The sequence below is a fragment of the Streptantibioticus ferralitis genome, from assembly GCF_029223525.1.
Lineage (GTDB): Bacteria > Actinomycetota > Actinomycetes > Streptomycetales > Streptomycetaceae > Streptantibioticus_A > Streptantibioticus_A ferralitis.
This window is the reverse complement of the sequence record NZ_JARHTQ010000008.1, coordinates 286993-300707: the sequence shown is the minus strand read 5'-3', so window position 1 is coordinate 300707 and position 13715 is coordinate 286993. Positions and strand designations below refer to the sequence as shown.

The window sequence follows — 13715 nt, the reverse complement described above, 5'->3', positions numbered from 1 at the left end:
GGTACGTGGGGTACCGCGAGGCTACGCCACGATCTCCGCCGGCCCCACTTCCGGTGCCGCCCGGCGCGCTCCCGGGCCCTCGCCCGGCCCGCCCCGGGACCGCACCGGGTACGGTCTCTACCGATGAACAAGACCCTGATCGTCACCAACGACTTCCCGCCACGCCCCGGCGGCATCCAGGCCTTCGTGCACAGCATGGCGCTGCGCCTCGACCCCGGACAGGTCGTTGTCTACGCCTCCACCTGGAAGGACGGCAGGGAGGTCGCCGCCTTCGACGCCGAGCAGCCGTTCCCGGTGGTGCGCGACCGCACCAGCGTGCTGCTGCCGACCCCGCGGGTCACCCGGCGCGCGGTGCGGCTGCTGCGGGAGCACGGCTGCTCCTCGGTGTGGTTCGGCGCCGCCGCGCCGCTCGGGCTGATGGCCCCGGCGCTGCGCAGGGCGGGCGCCCGGAAGATCGTGGCGACGACGCACGGGCACGAGGCGGCCTGGGCCCAACTGCCCGCCGCCCGGCAGCTGTTGCGGCGCATCGGCGAGGGTACGGACACCATCACCTACCTCGGCGAGTACACCCGCTCCCGGATCGCCTCGGCGCTCACCGAGCAGGCCGCGTCGCGGATGGTCCAACTCCCGCCCGGTGTCGACGAGAAGACCTTCCACCCCGGCTCGGGCGGCGCGGTGGTACGGGCCCGGCTGGGCCTGACCGACCGGCCGGTGATCGTCTGCGTCTCGCGGCTGGTGCCGCGCAAGGGGCAGGACACGCTGATCCAGGCCATGCCGCAGATCCTGCGGCGGGTGCCGGACGCCGTCCTGCTGATCGTCGGCGGCGGCCCGTACCGCGCGGAGCTGGAGAAGCTCGCGGCGGAGATCGGGGTGGCCGGATCGGTGCGCTTCACCGGATCCGTGGCGTGGGAGGAACTGCCCGCGCACTACGGCGCCGGTGATGTGTTCGCGATGCCCTGCAGGACCCGCCGGGGCGGGTTGGACGTCGAGGGCCTCGGCATCGTCTACCTGGAGGCGTCGGCCACCGGACTGCCGGTGGTGGCGGGCGACTCCGGCGGCGCGCCGGACGCCGTTCTCGACGGTGAGACCGGCTGGGTGGTCCGGGGCGGGTCGGCCTCCTCGGCCGCGGATCGGATCGTCACGTTGCTGGACGATCCGGAACTTCGCCGCCGGCTCGGCGACCGTGGTCGCCAGTGGGTGGAGGAGGCCTGGCGCTGGGATCTCCTCGCGGAGCGCCTCAAAGGCCTCTTGGGGTAGTCCCCTCCCTCCGCCCCCGACCCCTCACGTTGTTTCCCGCGCTGCGGCCCGGTGGCCACCACGATCCACAGGGGGTGCGATTCCTTTGGCCCTCTTCCCCTCGGGTTCGCATCCCCACCCACTCAGCCGCGAGCGCAGTCGACGGCGGAAGGGGGTGGGCCGGGGTGTCTCCGCAGCGACCCCGCGAAGCACCGCAACTGTGCGGTGATAGCTGGAGTGAGGAGACACCCCGGCCCGCCCCCGACCCCACGGCAGCCGCGCGCAACGGCAAGATGCGGGCACCGGCAACGGGTCGGAGGGAGGGAAATCTCCGTACCCGGAACCGCCAAGCGCGAGCGGAACCGCAACCGGGCCGGAGGCCGCCCCGCGCAACGGCAAGATGCGGGCACCGGCAACGGGGTGGGAGGGAAATCTCCGTACCCGGAACCGCCAAGCGCGAGCGAACTAGCGGGAGGCGTAAATCGCCTCGATCTCATCCGCGAAGTCCCGCAGAACAACGTTCCGCTTCAGCTTCAGCGACGGAGTCACATGCCCCGACTCCTCCGTGAACTGCGAAGGCAGTACACGGAACTTCTTGACCGCCTCGGCGTGCGAAACCGCCGCGTTGCCATCGTCCACGGCACGCTGCACCTCGGCCAACAGCTCCGGATCCGACCGCAGTTCGCCCGCCGGCGTGTCGGCGGGCTTCCCGTGCTGCTCGGCCCACCGCGGCAGGAACTCCTCGTCGAGCGTGATCAACGCCCCGACGAACGGCTTGCCGTCACCGACCACCATGCACTCGGCGATCAGCGCGTGTGCGCGGATCCGGTCCTCGATGACGGCGGGAGCGACGTTCTTGCCGCCCGCGGTGACGATGATCTCCTTCTTGCGGCCGGTGATCGTGAGGTAGCCGTCCTCGTCCAGGGTGCCTATGTCCCCGGTGTGGAACCATCCGTGCTCAAGCGCCTCGGCGGTCGCCCGCTCGTTGTTCCAGTAGCCGGTGAACAGGTGTTCACCGTGCAGCAGCACCTCGCCGTCGTCGGCGATCCGCACCACGCTGCCCGGCAGCGGCTGGCCGACCGTGCCGATCTTGGTGCGGTCCCAGGGATTGAAGGCGGTGGCCGCACAGGACTCGGTCAGGCCGTAGCCCTCCAGCACCGTGAAGCCGATGCCCCGGTAGAAGTGGCCGAGGCGCTCGCCCAGCGGGGCGCCGCCGGAGATGGCGTGGGTGGCGCGGCCACCGAGTACCTGGCGCAGCTTGCCGAAGACCAGCCGGTCGAAGACCTTGTGGCGGAACTTGAGCGGCAGGCCGGGACCCGCCTTGGTGTCCAGCGCCCGGCTGTACTCGATCGCGGTGTCGGCCGCCTTGTCGAAGATCTTGCCCTTGCCGCCCGCCTGGGCCTGCGCCCGCGCCGAGTTGTAGACCTTCTCGAAGACCCGCGGCACGCCGAGGACCATCGTGGGGCGGAACGCCGCCAACTCGTCGGTGAGTTGCTTGATGTCGCTGACGTGCCCCAGCTTGATCGGTGCCATCACGCAGGCCACCTCGACCAGCCGCCCGAGCACGTGCGCCAGCGGCAGGAACAGCAGCACGGAGGAGTCGCCGGTACGGAACAGCGGCGTCAGCCGGGCCACGATGTTGCCGCACTCGGCGAAGAAGCTGCGGTGGGTGAGCACACAGCCCTTGGGGCGTCCGGTGGTTCCGGAGGTGTAGACGATGGTGGCGGGGGTGTCGGCGTCGGCGATCTCGCCGCGCTCGTCGACCTCCGCGTCGGACACATCGCTGCCGGACGAGCCCAGGGTCTCCACGGCGCCCGCGTCGATCCGCCAGACGTGCTTCAGTCGCGGCAGCCGTTCCCGTACCGACTCCACCACGTCCTCGTGTGCGGCCGTCTCGACCACACAGGCAACCGTGCCGGAGTCGCCGAGGATCCACTCGACCTGCTCGGCGGAGGAGGTCTCGTACACGGGGACGGTGACCGCCCCGGCGCTCCAGATCGCGAAGTCCAGCAGCGTCCACTCGTACCGGGTGCGGGACATCAGGGCGACCCGGTCACCGGGCTCGACGCCGGAGGCGATCAGGCCCTTGGCGGCGGCGCGCACCTCGGCGAGGAACTCCTTGGACGTCACGTCCTGCCAGACCCCGTCGCGCTTTCTGGCCAGTACGGGGACGTCGGGATGCTGCGCGGCGTTGCGGCGGATGAGATCCGTCAAATTGCCGTCAGCGGGGACCTCGTACAAAGCCGGAAGGCTGAACTCGCGCAAGACTGATGCTCCTCGTCGGCGCCGGCTACGTTGTCGGCTGCGCTCGTGATCAAGAGCTGTATCGGACGGCCCGGACGTTACCCATGGGTAAAGCTTCCGGGATAGGGGTCAGGGGCAGATGTTCGCTGTGTCACACCAACCCTCCATAGAAGCGCCACACGTCACCGGCCTGTCCGTCCGCCGCTCGAACGCGGCCGCAGCGGTGCTCCGGGCACCCTATTGCAGAGGCCTGGTGACTCGCAGGTAACCGCCGAGCCGCCGGGTGCGCGGCATCCTCGGCCCCTTGTGCCGCCCGTTAAGGTGATCGTTATGCGGGTCCATGTCGTCAGCGATGTCCACGGTGCCGTCGAACCTCTCGCCAGGGCGGGAGAGGGTGCGGACGCCCTGGTCTGTCTCGGCGATCTGGTCCTCTTCCTCGACTACGCGGACCACTCCCGCGGAATCTTCCCGGAACTGTTCGGCACCGAGAACGCCGACCTCATCGTGGAGTTGCGCACCGCACGCCGCTTCGAGGAGGCGCGCGCCCTCTCCCGGCGGCTGTGGGACGGCGTCGACCGCGCCGCCGCCCTGGAGAGCGCGGTCCGCAAGCAGTACGCCGAGATGTTCGCCGTGCTGCCCACACCGACGTACGCCACCTACGGCAATGTCGACATGCCGGATCTCTGGCCGGAGTTCGCCGGACCCGGCACCACCATCCTGGACGGGATGACGGCCGAGATCGGCGGCCGGGTCTTCGGGTTCGTCGGTGGCGGACTGACCACCCCGATGCGCACCCCGTACGAGATCGACGACGAGGCCTACGCGGCCAAGGTCGCCGCCCTCGGCCCGGTCGACGTGCTCTGCTCGCACATCCCGCCCGCCGTCCCGGAGCTGTGCTACGACACCGTGGCCCGCCGCTTCGAGCGCGGCAGCGAGGCGCTTTTGGAGGCGATCCACACGGTGCGCCCGCGGTACGCCCTCTTCGGCCATGTGCACCAGCCGCTGATGCCGCGGATGCGAATAGGCGGCACCGAGTGCGTGAACGTGGGCCACTTCAACGCCACCCACACCCCGTACGTCATGGAGTGGTGACCGAGGTCGACCGAGGCGCTACGCATCGCCCGATCCGTGCGCGATAACCTGGCGCACCAGAACACTCCAGGCGCGGCGCCCATTCGTGCGAGGCGCCTGGGACACCCGACGCGAAGTCCCGGAGGGGCCACGGCGATGGCGGAACACACCAGCTCGAGCATCACCATCGAGGCGGCCCCGGCCGACGTCATGAAGGTGATCTCGGACTTCGAGCGCTACCCGGAGTGGACCGGCGAGGTCAAGGAGGCCGAGATCCTCGCCAAGGACGCCGAGGGCCGCGCCGAGCGGGTCCGGCTGGTCCTCGACGCCGGAGCGATCAAGGACGACCACACCCTCCAGTACACCTGGGGCGGCCCGAACAAGGTCAGCTGGTCGCTGGTCAAGTCCCAGATGCTGCGCGCCCTCGACGGCTCGTACACCCTGGCCCCGCTCGCGGGCGGCAACAGCACCGAGGTCACCTACCAGCTCACCGTCGACGTGAAGATCCCGATGCTCGGCATGATCAAGCGCAAGGCCGAGAAGGTCATCATCGACCGCGCCCTCGACGGGCTGAAGAAGCGCGTGGAGCAGGGCTGACCTTCGTGCGTACCGTCCTGGTCACCGGTCCCGGCGGCGCCGGGGCGAGCACCGTCGCCGCGGCCACCGCCCTCGCCGCCGCCCGCGCGGGTGTCCGCACCCTGCTGATCACCGCCGATCCGCCGCCGGGCCTCACCGCGCCGGGGACTCCCGGGCTGACCGTGCGGACGCTGGACAGCGCCGGCGTCTTCCAGGACCGGGCCGCCGACCTCCAGGAGCGGCTGTCCACCGTCTTCGACCTGGTGGGCGCGAGCCCGCTGGACACCGAGGAGTTCACCGAGCTGCCGGGCTCCCGGGAGTTCGCGCTGCTGCACGCGCTCGGCGCGACCGGTGGCCACGACATCGTGGTGGCCGATCTGCCGCCGGTGTGCGGCGCCATCCGTCTGCTGGCCCTCCCGGAGCAACTGCGCCGCTACCTCGCCCGACTGCTGCCGGCGGAGCGGCAGGCCGCCCGCGCGCTGCGCCCGATGCTCGCCCAACTCGCGGGCGTGCCGATGCCCGCGGAGTGGTTGTACGAGACGGCGGCCCGCTGGGACGCCGAACTCGCCGCGGTGCAGGCGGTGATCGAATCCGCCGCCACCACGGTGCGGCTCGTCGTGGAGCCGGGGCCGCGGACCGCGGACCGGATACGCGCCGCGCGTACCGGGCTCGCCCTCTTCGGGCACCGGCTGGAGTCGGTGACGGCCAACCGGCTGCTGCCGACGGGCTCCGCGGACCCCTTCCTGGCCGGGCTCTCCGGCCAGCAGCAGGATCATCTCAAGGCGCTGTACGAGGAGTTCACCGCCGACGGCGTCCCGGTCCGCGAACTGCCGCACCTCGGCCGCGACCCGTACGGGCCCGACGACCTGGCCGCACTCGGCGGGCAGGACGCCGGAGCCGATCCGCTGCCCGCGACCCCGGCCGCGGAGCCTTGGAGCGTGCAGGACCGGTGGGCCGCGGACGGCCAGCTGGTGTGGCGGCTCCCGCTGCCCGGCGCCACCCGCGACACCCTCGACCTGGTCAGGCGGGGAGATGAAGTCGTCGTCGACGCGGCCGGTTTCCGGCGCATCATGCCGCTGCCGTCCGCGCTGCGCCGGTGCACCGTGAGCGGAGCCGCGCTGCGCGACGGCGTCCTCGAGGTGCGCTTCGTCCCCGACCCGGAGCTGTGGCCCCGGTGAATCCGGCGTACCCGCCGGGCTAACGTTGGATAGCGTCACCATCAACCACCACTGGGTGAGCCGAAGTGCGGCAGCGCACACTACTGAGTACAACCGGTGAACCCAGTACACCGGAGCGCCGCGAGGAGTCCGCGATGAGCGAAGGCCAGGACCGTCCGCACACCGACGCCGACGCGTGGGCCACGGCCTGCGCCGAGGATCTCGCCGCCGAGCGGGCCCGCCGCCGTGAGCAGGCCGGCCACCGCCCCGGCAGCGCCGCGGACGAGCTGCGCAAGCTTGCCGAGGCCGTCGCGGACAAGGTCGCCGAACTACGGTCCCCGGCCGCCGAGATGGCCGCCCAGACGGTGATCTCTCAGGTGCGGGCGGCCGTTGAACCGATCCGCGACCGCAACCCTGATGTCTTCGAGCACCTCGCGGCCGCCGGGTCCGAGCTGCTCGCCGCCTACCGGGCGGCCGTCACCGGTCAGGAGCGCCGCTGGACACAGTCCAGCGGCGATGGTCACCGTTCAGGAAGTGAACACATCGACCTCGACTGACCCCTCCTCGGGTACGGTTGCCTTAAGCGGGGTTCGACCAAAATCTGAGGGACACATGGGACTCACCATCGGCGTCGACATCGGCGGCACCAAGATCGCGGCCGGCGTGGTCGACGAAGAGGGCTCGATCCTCGAGACCTGCAAGGTGCCGACCCCGTCGACTCCCGGAGGCGTCATCGACGCCATCGCGGACACGGTACGCACGGTCAGCGCCACCCACCAGATCGACGCCGTAGGCATCGGAGCCGCGGGATACGTGGACGACAAGCGCGCCACCGTACTGTTCGCGCCGAACATCAACTGGCGCCACGAGGCGCTCAAGGACAAGGTCGAGCAGCGGGTCGGCCTCCCCGTGGTGGTGGAGAACGATGCCAACGCGGCCGTCTGGGGCGAGTACCGGTTCGGCGCCGGTCAGGGCCATGACGACGTCGTCTGCATCACCCTCGGCACCGGCCTCGGCGGCGGCATCATCATCGGCGGCAAGCTGCACCGCGGACGCTTCGGCGTCGCGGGCGAGTTCGGCCACATCCGTGTGGTGCCGGACGGCCTGCTGTGCGGTTGCGGCAGCCAGGGCTGCTGGGAGCAGTACGCCTCCGGGCGCGCCCTCGTCCGCTACGCGCGCCAGCGCGCCGCCGCCACCCCCGAGAACGCGGTGATACTCCTCGGCCTGGGCGACGGCACCGTCGACGCCATCGAGGGCAAGCACATCAGCGAGGCCGCCAGGAAGGGCGACCCGGTGGCCATCGACTCCTTCCGCGAGCTGGCCCGCTGGGCCGGAGCCGGGCTGGCCGACCTCGCCTCGCTCTTCGACCCCTCGGCGTTCATCGTCGGCGGCGGTGTCTCCGACGAGGGCGACCTGGTGCTGGAACCGATCCGAAAGTCCTTCCGGCGCTGGCTGGTCGGCGGTCAGTGGCGGCCGCACGCCCAGGTGCTCGCCGCCCAGCTCGGTGGCGAGGCCGGACTGGTCGGCGCCGCCGACCTGGCGCGCCAGGGCTGACACCGGACGACGGACGACCTGGAACGGGCAGAGACGTGAGCGACGCACGCGCGGCCGACCGGCCGCTGACGACGGCGAAGGGCGCGGCTGTGCGTCGCGCGGGCGGAGCAGCGAACAGGGTGGCGCGGTGAGCGCGGCGGGCACCCTGCCGAACTCCCGTACCGAACCGGGCGGCTCGGCGGTGGTCCGTGTGCTCAGCTACAACGTGCGGTCCATGCGCGACGACCGAACGGCGCTGGCCCGGGTGATCCGGGCCTGTGCGCCCGATGTCGTCTGCGTCCAGGAGGCCCCGCGGTTCTTCCGCTGGCGCAAGCATGCCGCATGGCTGGCCCGCGAGTCCGGACTGGTCACGGTCTCCGGTGGCGCCACCGCCGCCGGGCCGATGATCCTCGCCAATCTGCGGGCCCATGTGGAGCGGACCGAGGATCTGCTGCTGCCCCGCACCCCGGGCCTGCACCAGCGTGGCTTCGCGACCGCGGTACTGCGCTTCGGCGCAGCGCGGCTGGGTGTGATCAGCTGCCACCTGAGCGTCAACCCCGAAGAGCGCTACGTGCAGTCGGGGCTGCTGCTCGACCGGGTCGAGGCCGCCGCGGAGCCGCACACAGTGGTCGGCGGCGACTTCAACGACCACCCCGACGGGCGGTCGTTCTCCCGGATCGCCGCCGAACTCCAGGACGGCTGGGCGGTGCGGCCGTGGGGCGGCGAGTTCACCTCGCGCCCCGGCGATCCGTACCAGCGCATCGACGCGATCTTCGCCAGCAAGGGCGTCGAGGTGCTCGGCTGCGGGGTGCCCAGCGCCCTTCCGGGCGTCAGGATGGACGACCTGACGGCGGCCACGGACCACCTGCCGGTACTGGCCGCGCTGCGCGTTCCTGCGGGCTGAGGGCCTGGACCGGGTTGCGGCCGGTCCCGGACGGCCGGGCTCCGGCGCGGCGGTTGCCCGCCGCCGCGGCCGACTCTTCCGGGGGCAAGCCTCCGGCCCCCGGGCACTGGCCCCCGCACCCCCGGGCACTGCCCGGGGGCTGGCCCCGGTCCGCCAGAAACGACCCGGGGGCCAGGGCCTTGCCCCAGGAGTGCCGCGGTGGCCCCAGGAATGCCGCAGGGGCCACGGGCCCGCCGACCCGGGAAATCCGCCGCGGGGGTCAGGGGGGCTTGCCGACCCCCGAAATCCGCTGTGGGGGTCGGGGGTGTGCTGCCCTTCGAGACCCGCCGTGGGGGAGGGGGCGTGCTGACCCTCGAAGACCGCCGCGGGGGTCAAGGGGCTTGCCCCCTGAAAGAAGCCGCCGCGGCGGCGAGTAACCACCGCGGCGGAGCCCGGCGGTGGCGAACGCGCCGGAGGCGAACCCCCAGAAACACGTCTAAGGCGCAAGGCGCCTTAGACGACCGCGCCGCCGTGTGGGTCGTCGTCCTCGTCGCCGTTCTTCATCCGTGCCACCAGCGTCGCGAATCCGCCGAGGAAGCCGCCGATCCCCAGCACCATCGCCCACCAGGGCAGCGGCTCCTGGAGGAGCACGAACCCCAGCACCAGCAGCGGTCCGCCGAGTACCGCGATCCAGGCGAACTTGGTGGTGACATCGCTCGGCGGCAGCGGCGGCGGCTCCGGCGGTACGAAGTGCCCCTCGTCCCCGTCGTCGGAGAGTTCGTAGTCGCGTGGCCCCGGCCGCGGAGCCCGGATGACGAAGTTGCGCGGAATATCCGGAATACCGGTGTTCTTCGGCGACTCGGGCGCGGTCGCCCCACTGCCGGAGCGGTCCTCCGGCTCCGGCCAGCCCTCCGGCACCTGCGGCTCCTCGCCGTACCCGGCGACGATCTGCGCCCAGGCGGCGTCCTCGTCCAACGGGACTCCCGCACCGCCCGCCGGGTCCCGCGGTTCCGCGCCCTCCGTGCCGTCCTGCGGCGGCTCGTCACGCTCCGCCACTGGCCACCTCGTTGACTTCCCCGTCCGACGCGGGTGCCAGCCGTCGAACGAACTCGTAGCTGGACCGGAAGATCTGCTCGGCGTCGTTGTCGAGCGGCGCCACGTGATAGCTGTGCTCCAGCATCGTGCGGGTCAGATCGGTGGACGACACGCTGTGCTCCACCAGATCCCCGTTCGACGGGTGCACAACGTGATCCACCCGGCTGTTGAGCAGCAGCACGGGCTGAGTGACCTTCGGTAGGTCGGCCTGGACGATCCGCCAGAACTTCGTCATCGAGTACACCGCGTGCAGTGGAGTGCGGTCGTAACCGATCTCCACACCGCCCTCCTTGGCGATGTCGCTGGTGATGCCCCTGACCGACGGCACGAAGTGCCGGGCCACCGGCACCGCCTTCAACTGTGCGCCGTCCGCCTTGACCGACGGGTTGACCAGCACGATCCCGCTGATCGTCGAGCCGTGCTCGGCCGCCAGGTGGATGGTGAGCGCAGCGCCCATCGACAGCCCGAAGACGAAGACCCGGGAGCAGCGCTCGCGCAGCGCGCGCAGCTCCCGGTCGACCTCCGCGTACCAGTCCTGCCAGCCGGTCAGCTGCATGTCCTGCCAGCGGGTGCCGTGCCCCGGAAGCAGGGGCAGCGACACGGTCAGACCGCGTTCCGCGAGATACTCGCCCCAGGGGCGCAAGGACTGCGGGGAGCCGGTGAAGCCGTGGCACAGCAGCACGCCGATCTCTCCGCCGTCGTGGCGGTACGGTTCGGCTCCGGGCATGAGCGGCACCGTGGGTCTCCTGTTCGTGAGGGCGATCCGGAGGGTCGGTCGGTACGGGGTCAGCGGGGCTGACGGCACCGGGCGCGGATAGGTACCTCACAGTACGCGGCCCACTGGACACCCGGTAGGTCCGTCAGGCCCGCCCGTCGCCCACCACCACCCTCAACGGAGGCGCTACGCGCCGCTGCGTTCGCCCGCCCGTCGCCCGCCACCACCCTCAACGGAGGCGCTGCGCGCCGCTGCGTTCGTCGGCCCGTCGCCCACCGCCACCCTCAACGGAGGCGCTACGCGCCGCTGCGTTCGCCCGCCCGTCGCCCACCGCCACCCTCAACGGAGGCGCTGCGCGCCGCTGCGTTCGTCGGCCCGTCGCCCGCCACCACCCTCAACGGAGGCGCTGCGCGCCGCTGCGTCGCATGTACGGGCGGCAAGATCCGCGTCGTGGCAGGTTAAGGTCTACCGTCGCCCTTACAGGAGGTCCTCGGTTGTTCTACGGCGTGATGAAGCTGACGCTCGGCGGGTCGCTCAAGCTCGCCTTCAAGCCCTGGGTCGAGGGGCTGGAGAACATCCCCCAAGAGGGCCCGGCGATCCTGGCGAGCAATCACCTGTCCTTCTCGGACTCGTTCTTCCTGCCCGCGGTCCTTGACCGGAAGGTCACCTTCATCGCGAAGGCCGAATATTTCACCTCACCCGGTGTCAAGGGAAAGCTGACGGCGGCGTTCTTCAAGGGCGTCGGGCAGCTGCCGGTGGACCGGTCGGGGGCGCGCGGCGCGGGCGAGGCGGCGGTCAAGAGCGGCCTTGACGTGCTGGCCCGCGGTGAGCTGTTCGGCATCTACCCGGAGGGCACCCGCTCGCCCGACGGGCGCCTCTACCGCGGCAAGCCCGGCGGTCTGGCCCGGGTGGCGCTCGCTTCCGGGGCGCCCGTCATCCCGGTGGCCATGATCGACACCGAGAAGATCCAGCCGCCGGGCAAGGTCGTGCCGAAGCTGATGCGCCCCGGCATCCGGATCGGCAAGCCCCTGGACTTCAGCCGCTACCACGGCATGGAGAACGACCGCTTCATCCTGCGCTCGGTGACCGACGAGGTCATGTACGAGATCATGAAGCTGTCCGGGCAGGAGTACGTGGACATCTACGCCACTGCCGCGAAGCGCCAGATCGCCGAGGCGAAGAAGCAGGCCGAGGAGGCCGAGAAGGCCGAGAAGGCCGCCAGGCACGAGAAGTCCGGGTCCTGAGCCGAACGGACCGGTCAGCCGGAAGCGAGGGGGGTACGGTGTCGCGCGCCGCACGGCCGCAGGTCGCCCGGATGTCCGTCGAGCAGCCGCTGTGGCGGGCGCTCACCTGGTACCGCGTGCTGGTGCTCGGCTATGTGCTCACCGGGTACTCGGTCGCGGTCGCCGACTACGTGCATCCGGTGGCGGCCGGGGTCTTCCTGGGCCTGCTCGCGGTGTGGACCCTGGTCACCACCCCGTTCGTCGGCTCCGCCGCGCGATGCACCAAGCGCTTCCTGCTCGCGGACCTCGGCGTGGCGCTCACCGGGATCCTGCTCACCCCGGTCGTCGACTCGCACGCCCGGGTGGTCGCCGGGCAGCCGACCCTGGTGGGCATCTGGTCGGCGGGGCCGGTGCTGGCGTTCGCCATCAAGGGCGGCTGGCGCTGGGCCGCGGCCACCTCGGCCATCGTGGGCGTCTCCAACGTCGTCGAACGCGGCGAGGTCACCCAGGGCAATGTGCACAGCATCGTCCTGCTGTTCTTCATCACCACCGGCATCGGCTACGTGGTCGAGGTGGCCCGCAGCAGTGAGCGGGCGCTCGCCCGGGCGCTGCAGATCGATGCCGCCACCCGGGAACGCGAGCGGCTGGCCCGTGACATCCACGACAGCGTGCTCCAGGTGCTGGCCATGGTCCAGCGGCGCGGCGGTGAAATCGGCGGTGAGGCAGCAGAGTTGGGGCGGCTCGCGGGCGAGCAGGAAGTGGCGCTGCGCGCCCTGGTCTCCAGCGCCTCGGCACCCCCGCCGCGTGACGAGCGGGGTGCGGAAGCCGTCGAAGTCCCGTGCGGCGAGGAGGAGTCGACGGACCTGGCCGCCCTGCTCGGCCGGTACACGGGGGCGCGGGTGACGGTGTCGGCGCCCGCCGGGCCGGTGCCGCTGGAGCCGTACGCGGCCCGGCAGGTCGCCGCCGCGGTCGGCGCCGCCCTGGACAACGTGCGGACACACGCGGGAGGGCAGGCGCACGCCTGGATCCTGGTCGAGGACGAGGGAGGCGAGGTGCTGGTGAGCGTCCGGGACGACGGCCCGGGCATTCCCGTGGGGCGACTGGCCGCCGCCGAACGCGAGGGCAGGCTGGGCGTGGCCCAGTCCATCCGCGGACGGCTGCGCGACCTCGGCGGCACGGCCGAGCTGGTCTCCGTACCCGGACAGGGCACGGAAGTCGAACTGCGGATTCCGCGAACGAGGCGGACAACGGACGAGAGGACGGGGCGATGACCACCGGCGGGGCGGTGCGGGTGATGGTGGTGGACGACCACCCGATGTGGCGGGACGCGGTCGCCCGGGACCTGGCCGAGGCCGGATACGAGGTGGTGGCCACCGCGGGCGACGGCCCCGAGGCGGTGCGCAGGGCCCGCGCGGCGTCCCCGCAGGTGCTGGTGCTCGACCTCAACCTGCCCGGCATGCCCGGTGTGCAGGTCTGCAAGGAACTGGTCGGCGGCGACCCCGCGCTGCGGGTGCTCGTGCTGTCGGCGAGCGGTGAGCACAAGGACGTACTGGAGGCGGTGAAGTCCGGAGCGACCGGTTATCTGCTGAAGTCCGCGGGGCGGGACGAACTGGTGGACGCGGTACGGCGTACCGCCGTCGGTGACCCCGTCTTCACACCGGGCCTGGCCGGTCTCGTCCTGGGGGAGTACCGGCGGCTCGCCGCCGCCCCGCCGACCGCCGAACCCGAGAACACCGACATACCGCGGCTGACCGAGCGGGAGACCGAAGTGCTGCGGCTGGTCGCCAAGGGCCTCGGCTACAAGCAGATCGCCGAGCGGCTGGTCATCTCCCATCGCACCGTGCAGAACCACGTCCAGAACACCCTGGGCAAGCTGCAGTTGCACAACCGCGTGGAGCTGGTGCGATACGCGATCGAGCGCGGCCTGGACGAGGACTGAGCCGGCTCGGGCCACCCGTTCGGGTGGTCCATGATCCCCAACT

General features: G+C 71.7%; 13 protein-coding genes. 10 read left to right on the top strand and 3 right to left on the bottom strand.

Annotated features, from left to right (window positions below; genetic code table 11):
* Window positions 1-123 precede the first annotated feature (123 nt).
* The gene (locus P2L57_RS15660) at window positions 124-1257 is read left to right on the top strand and encodes a glycosyltransferase family 4 protein (protein WP_275814539.1); all 1134 of its coding nucleotides are present in this window, start codon (window positions 124-126) and stop codon (window positions 1255-1257) included.
* A 444-nt stretch (window positions 1258-1701) separates the two neighbouring features.
* On the opposite strand, the gene P2L57_RS15655 is transcribed toward P2L57_RS15660, so the two are convergent.
* Window positions 1702-3501 carry an AMP-dependent synthetase/ligase gene (locus P2L57_RS15655; RefSeq protein ID WP_275814536.1) on the bottom strand — a complete coding sequence of 600 codons (1800 nt, stop codon included), beginning with the start codon at window positions 3499-3501 and terminating at the stop codon, window positions 1702-1704.
* A 309-nt stretch (window positions 3502-3810) separates the two neighbouring features.
* Here P2L57_RS15655 and P2L57_RS15650 point away from each other — a divergent pair, with 309 nt between their 5' ends.
* The 6 genes from P2L57_RS15650 (at window position 3811) to P2L57_RS15625 (ending at window position 8721) form a co-directional block, all read left to right on the top strand.
* Entirely contained in the window at window positions 3811-4572 is a 762-nt protein-coding gene (locus P2L57_RS15650) for a metallophosphoesterase family protein (protein ID WP_275814533.1), read from the top strand.
* Window positions 4573-4707: 135 nt separating this feature from the next.
* Window positions 4708-5148, top strand: coding sequence for an SRPBCC family protein (locus P2L57_RS15645; protein ID WP_275814530.1), 441 nt, complete (start codon window positions 4708-4710; stop codon window positions 5146-5148).
* 5 nt (window positions 5149-5153) lie between these two features.
* On the top strand, window positions 5154-6305 hold the full coding sequence (locus P2L57_RS15640; protein ID WP_275814527.1) for an ArsA family ATPase: 1152 nt from the start codon (window positions 5154-5156) through the stop codon (window positions 6303-6305).
* Window positions 6306-6439: 134 nt separating this feature from the next.
* A complete protein-coding gene (locus P2L57_RS15635; RefSeq protein ID WP_275814524.1) occupies window positions 6440-6841 on the top strand; it encodes a DUF5304 domain-containing protein in 402 nt (133 codons plus the stop codon).
* Window positions 6842-6896: 55 nt separating this feature from the next.
* Complete coding sequence (locus P2L57_RS15630) at window positions 6897-7838, top strand: ROK family glucokinase (RefSeq protein WP_275814521.1); 942 nt, start codon at window positions 6897-6899, stop codon at window positions 7836-7838.
* 127 nt (window positions 7839-7965) lie between these two features.
* Window positions 7966-8721, top strand: a complete 756-nt coding sequence (locus P2L57_RS15625) for an endonuclease/exonuclease/phosphatase family protein (protein ID WP_275814518.1) — start codon at window positions 7966-7968, stop codon at window positions 8719-8721.
* Between the two features lie 492 nt (window positions 8722-9213).
* Here P2L57_RS15625 and P2L57_RS15620 read toward each other — a convergent pair whose 3' ends face one another.
* Window positions 9214-9756: a hypothetical protein gene (locus tag P2L57_RS15620; protein ID WP_372515722.1), complete on the bottom strand. Its 543-nt coding sequence runs from the start codon at window positions 9754-9756 to the stop codon at window positions 9214-9216.
* Window positions 9743-10531: an alpha/beta hydrolase gene (locus P2L57_RS15615; protein ID WP_275814515.1), complete on the bottom strand. Its 789-nt coding sequence runs from the start codon at window positions 10529-10531 to the stop codon at window positions 9743-9745. Before P2L57_RS15615 ends, P2L57_RS15620 begins: the two co-directional genes overlap by 14 nt.
* A 473-nt stretch (window positions 10532-11004) precedes the next feature.
* On the opposite strand from P2L57_RS15615, the gene P2L57_RS15610 reads away from it, so the two are divergent.
* Genes P2L57_RS15610 through P2L57_RS15600 form a run of 3 tightly spaced genes read left to right on the top strand, consistent with a single transcriptional unit; the run spans window position 11005 to window position 13672 of the window.
* Entirely contained in the window at window positions 11005-11754 is a 750-nt protein-coding gene (locus tag P2L57_RS15610) for a lysophospholipid acyltransferase family protein (protein ID WP_275814512.1), read from the top strand.
* Window positions 11755-11792: 38 nt separating this feature from the next.
* Window positions 11793-13004, top strand: a complete 1212-nt coding sequence (gene macS, locus P2L57_RS15605; RefSeq protein ID WP_372515721.1) for a MacS family sensor histidine kinase — start codon at window positions 11793-11795, stop codon at window positions 13002-13004.
* A complete protein-coding gene (locus P2L57_RS15600; protein WP_275814509.1) occupies window positions 13001-13672 on the top strand; it encodes a response regulator in 672 nt (223 codons plus the stop codon). The genes macS and P2L57_RS15600 overlap by 4 nt, the downstream gene beginning before the upstream one ends.
* Window positions 13673-13715: the final 43 nt, after the last annotated feature.

Coding starts and splice junctions, on each gene's coding strand:
- P2L57_RS15600 (WP_275814509.1), top strand. CDS start 13,001: ATGACCACCGGCGGGGCGGTGCGGGTGATGGTGGTGGACGACCACCCG.
- P2L57_RS15645 (WP_275814530.1), top strand. CDS start 4,708: ATGGCGGAACACACCAGCTCGAGCATCACCATCGAGGCGGCCCCGGCC.
- P2L57_RS15660 (WP_275814539.1), top strand. CDS start 124: ATGAACAAGACCCTGATCGTCACCAACGACTTCCCGCCACGCCCCGGC.
- P2L57_RS15635 (WP_275814524.1), top strand. CDS start 6,440: ATGAGCGAAGGCCAGGACCGTCCGCACACCGACGCCGACGCGTGGGCC.
- P2L57_RS15630 (WP_275814521.1), top strand. CDS start 6,897: ATGGGACTCACCATCGGCGTCGACATCGGCGGCACCAAGATCGCGGCC.
- P2L57_RS15650 (WP_275814533.1), top strand. CDS start 3,811: ATGCGGGTCCATGTCGTCAGCGATGTCCACGGTGCCGTCGAACCTCTC.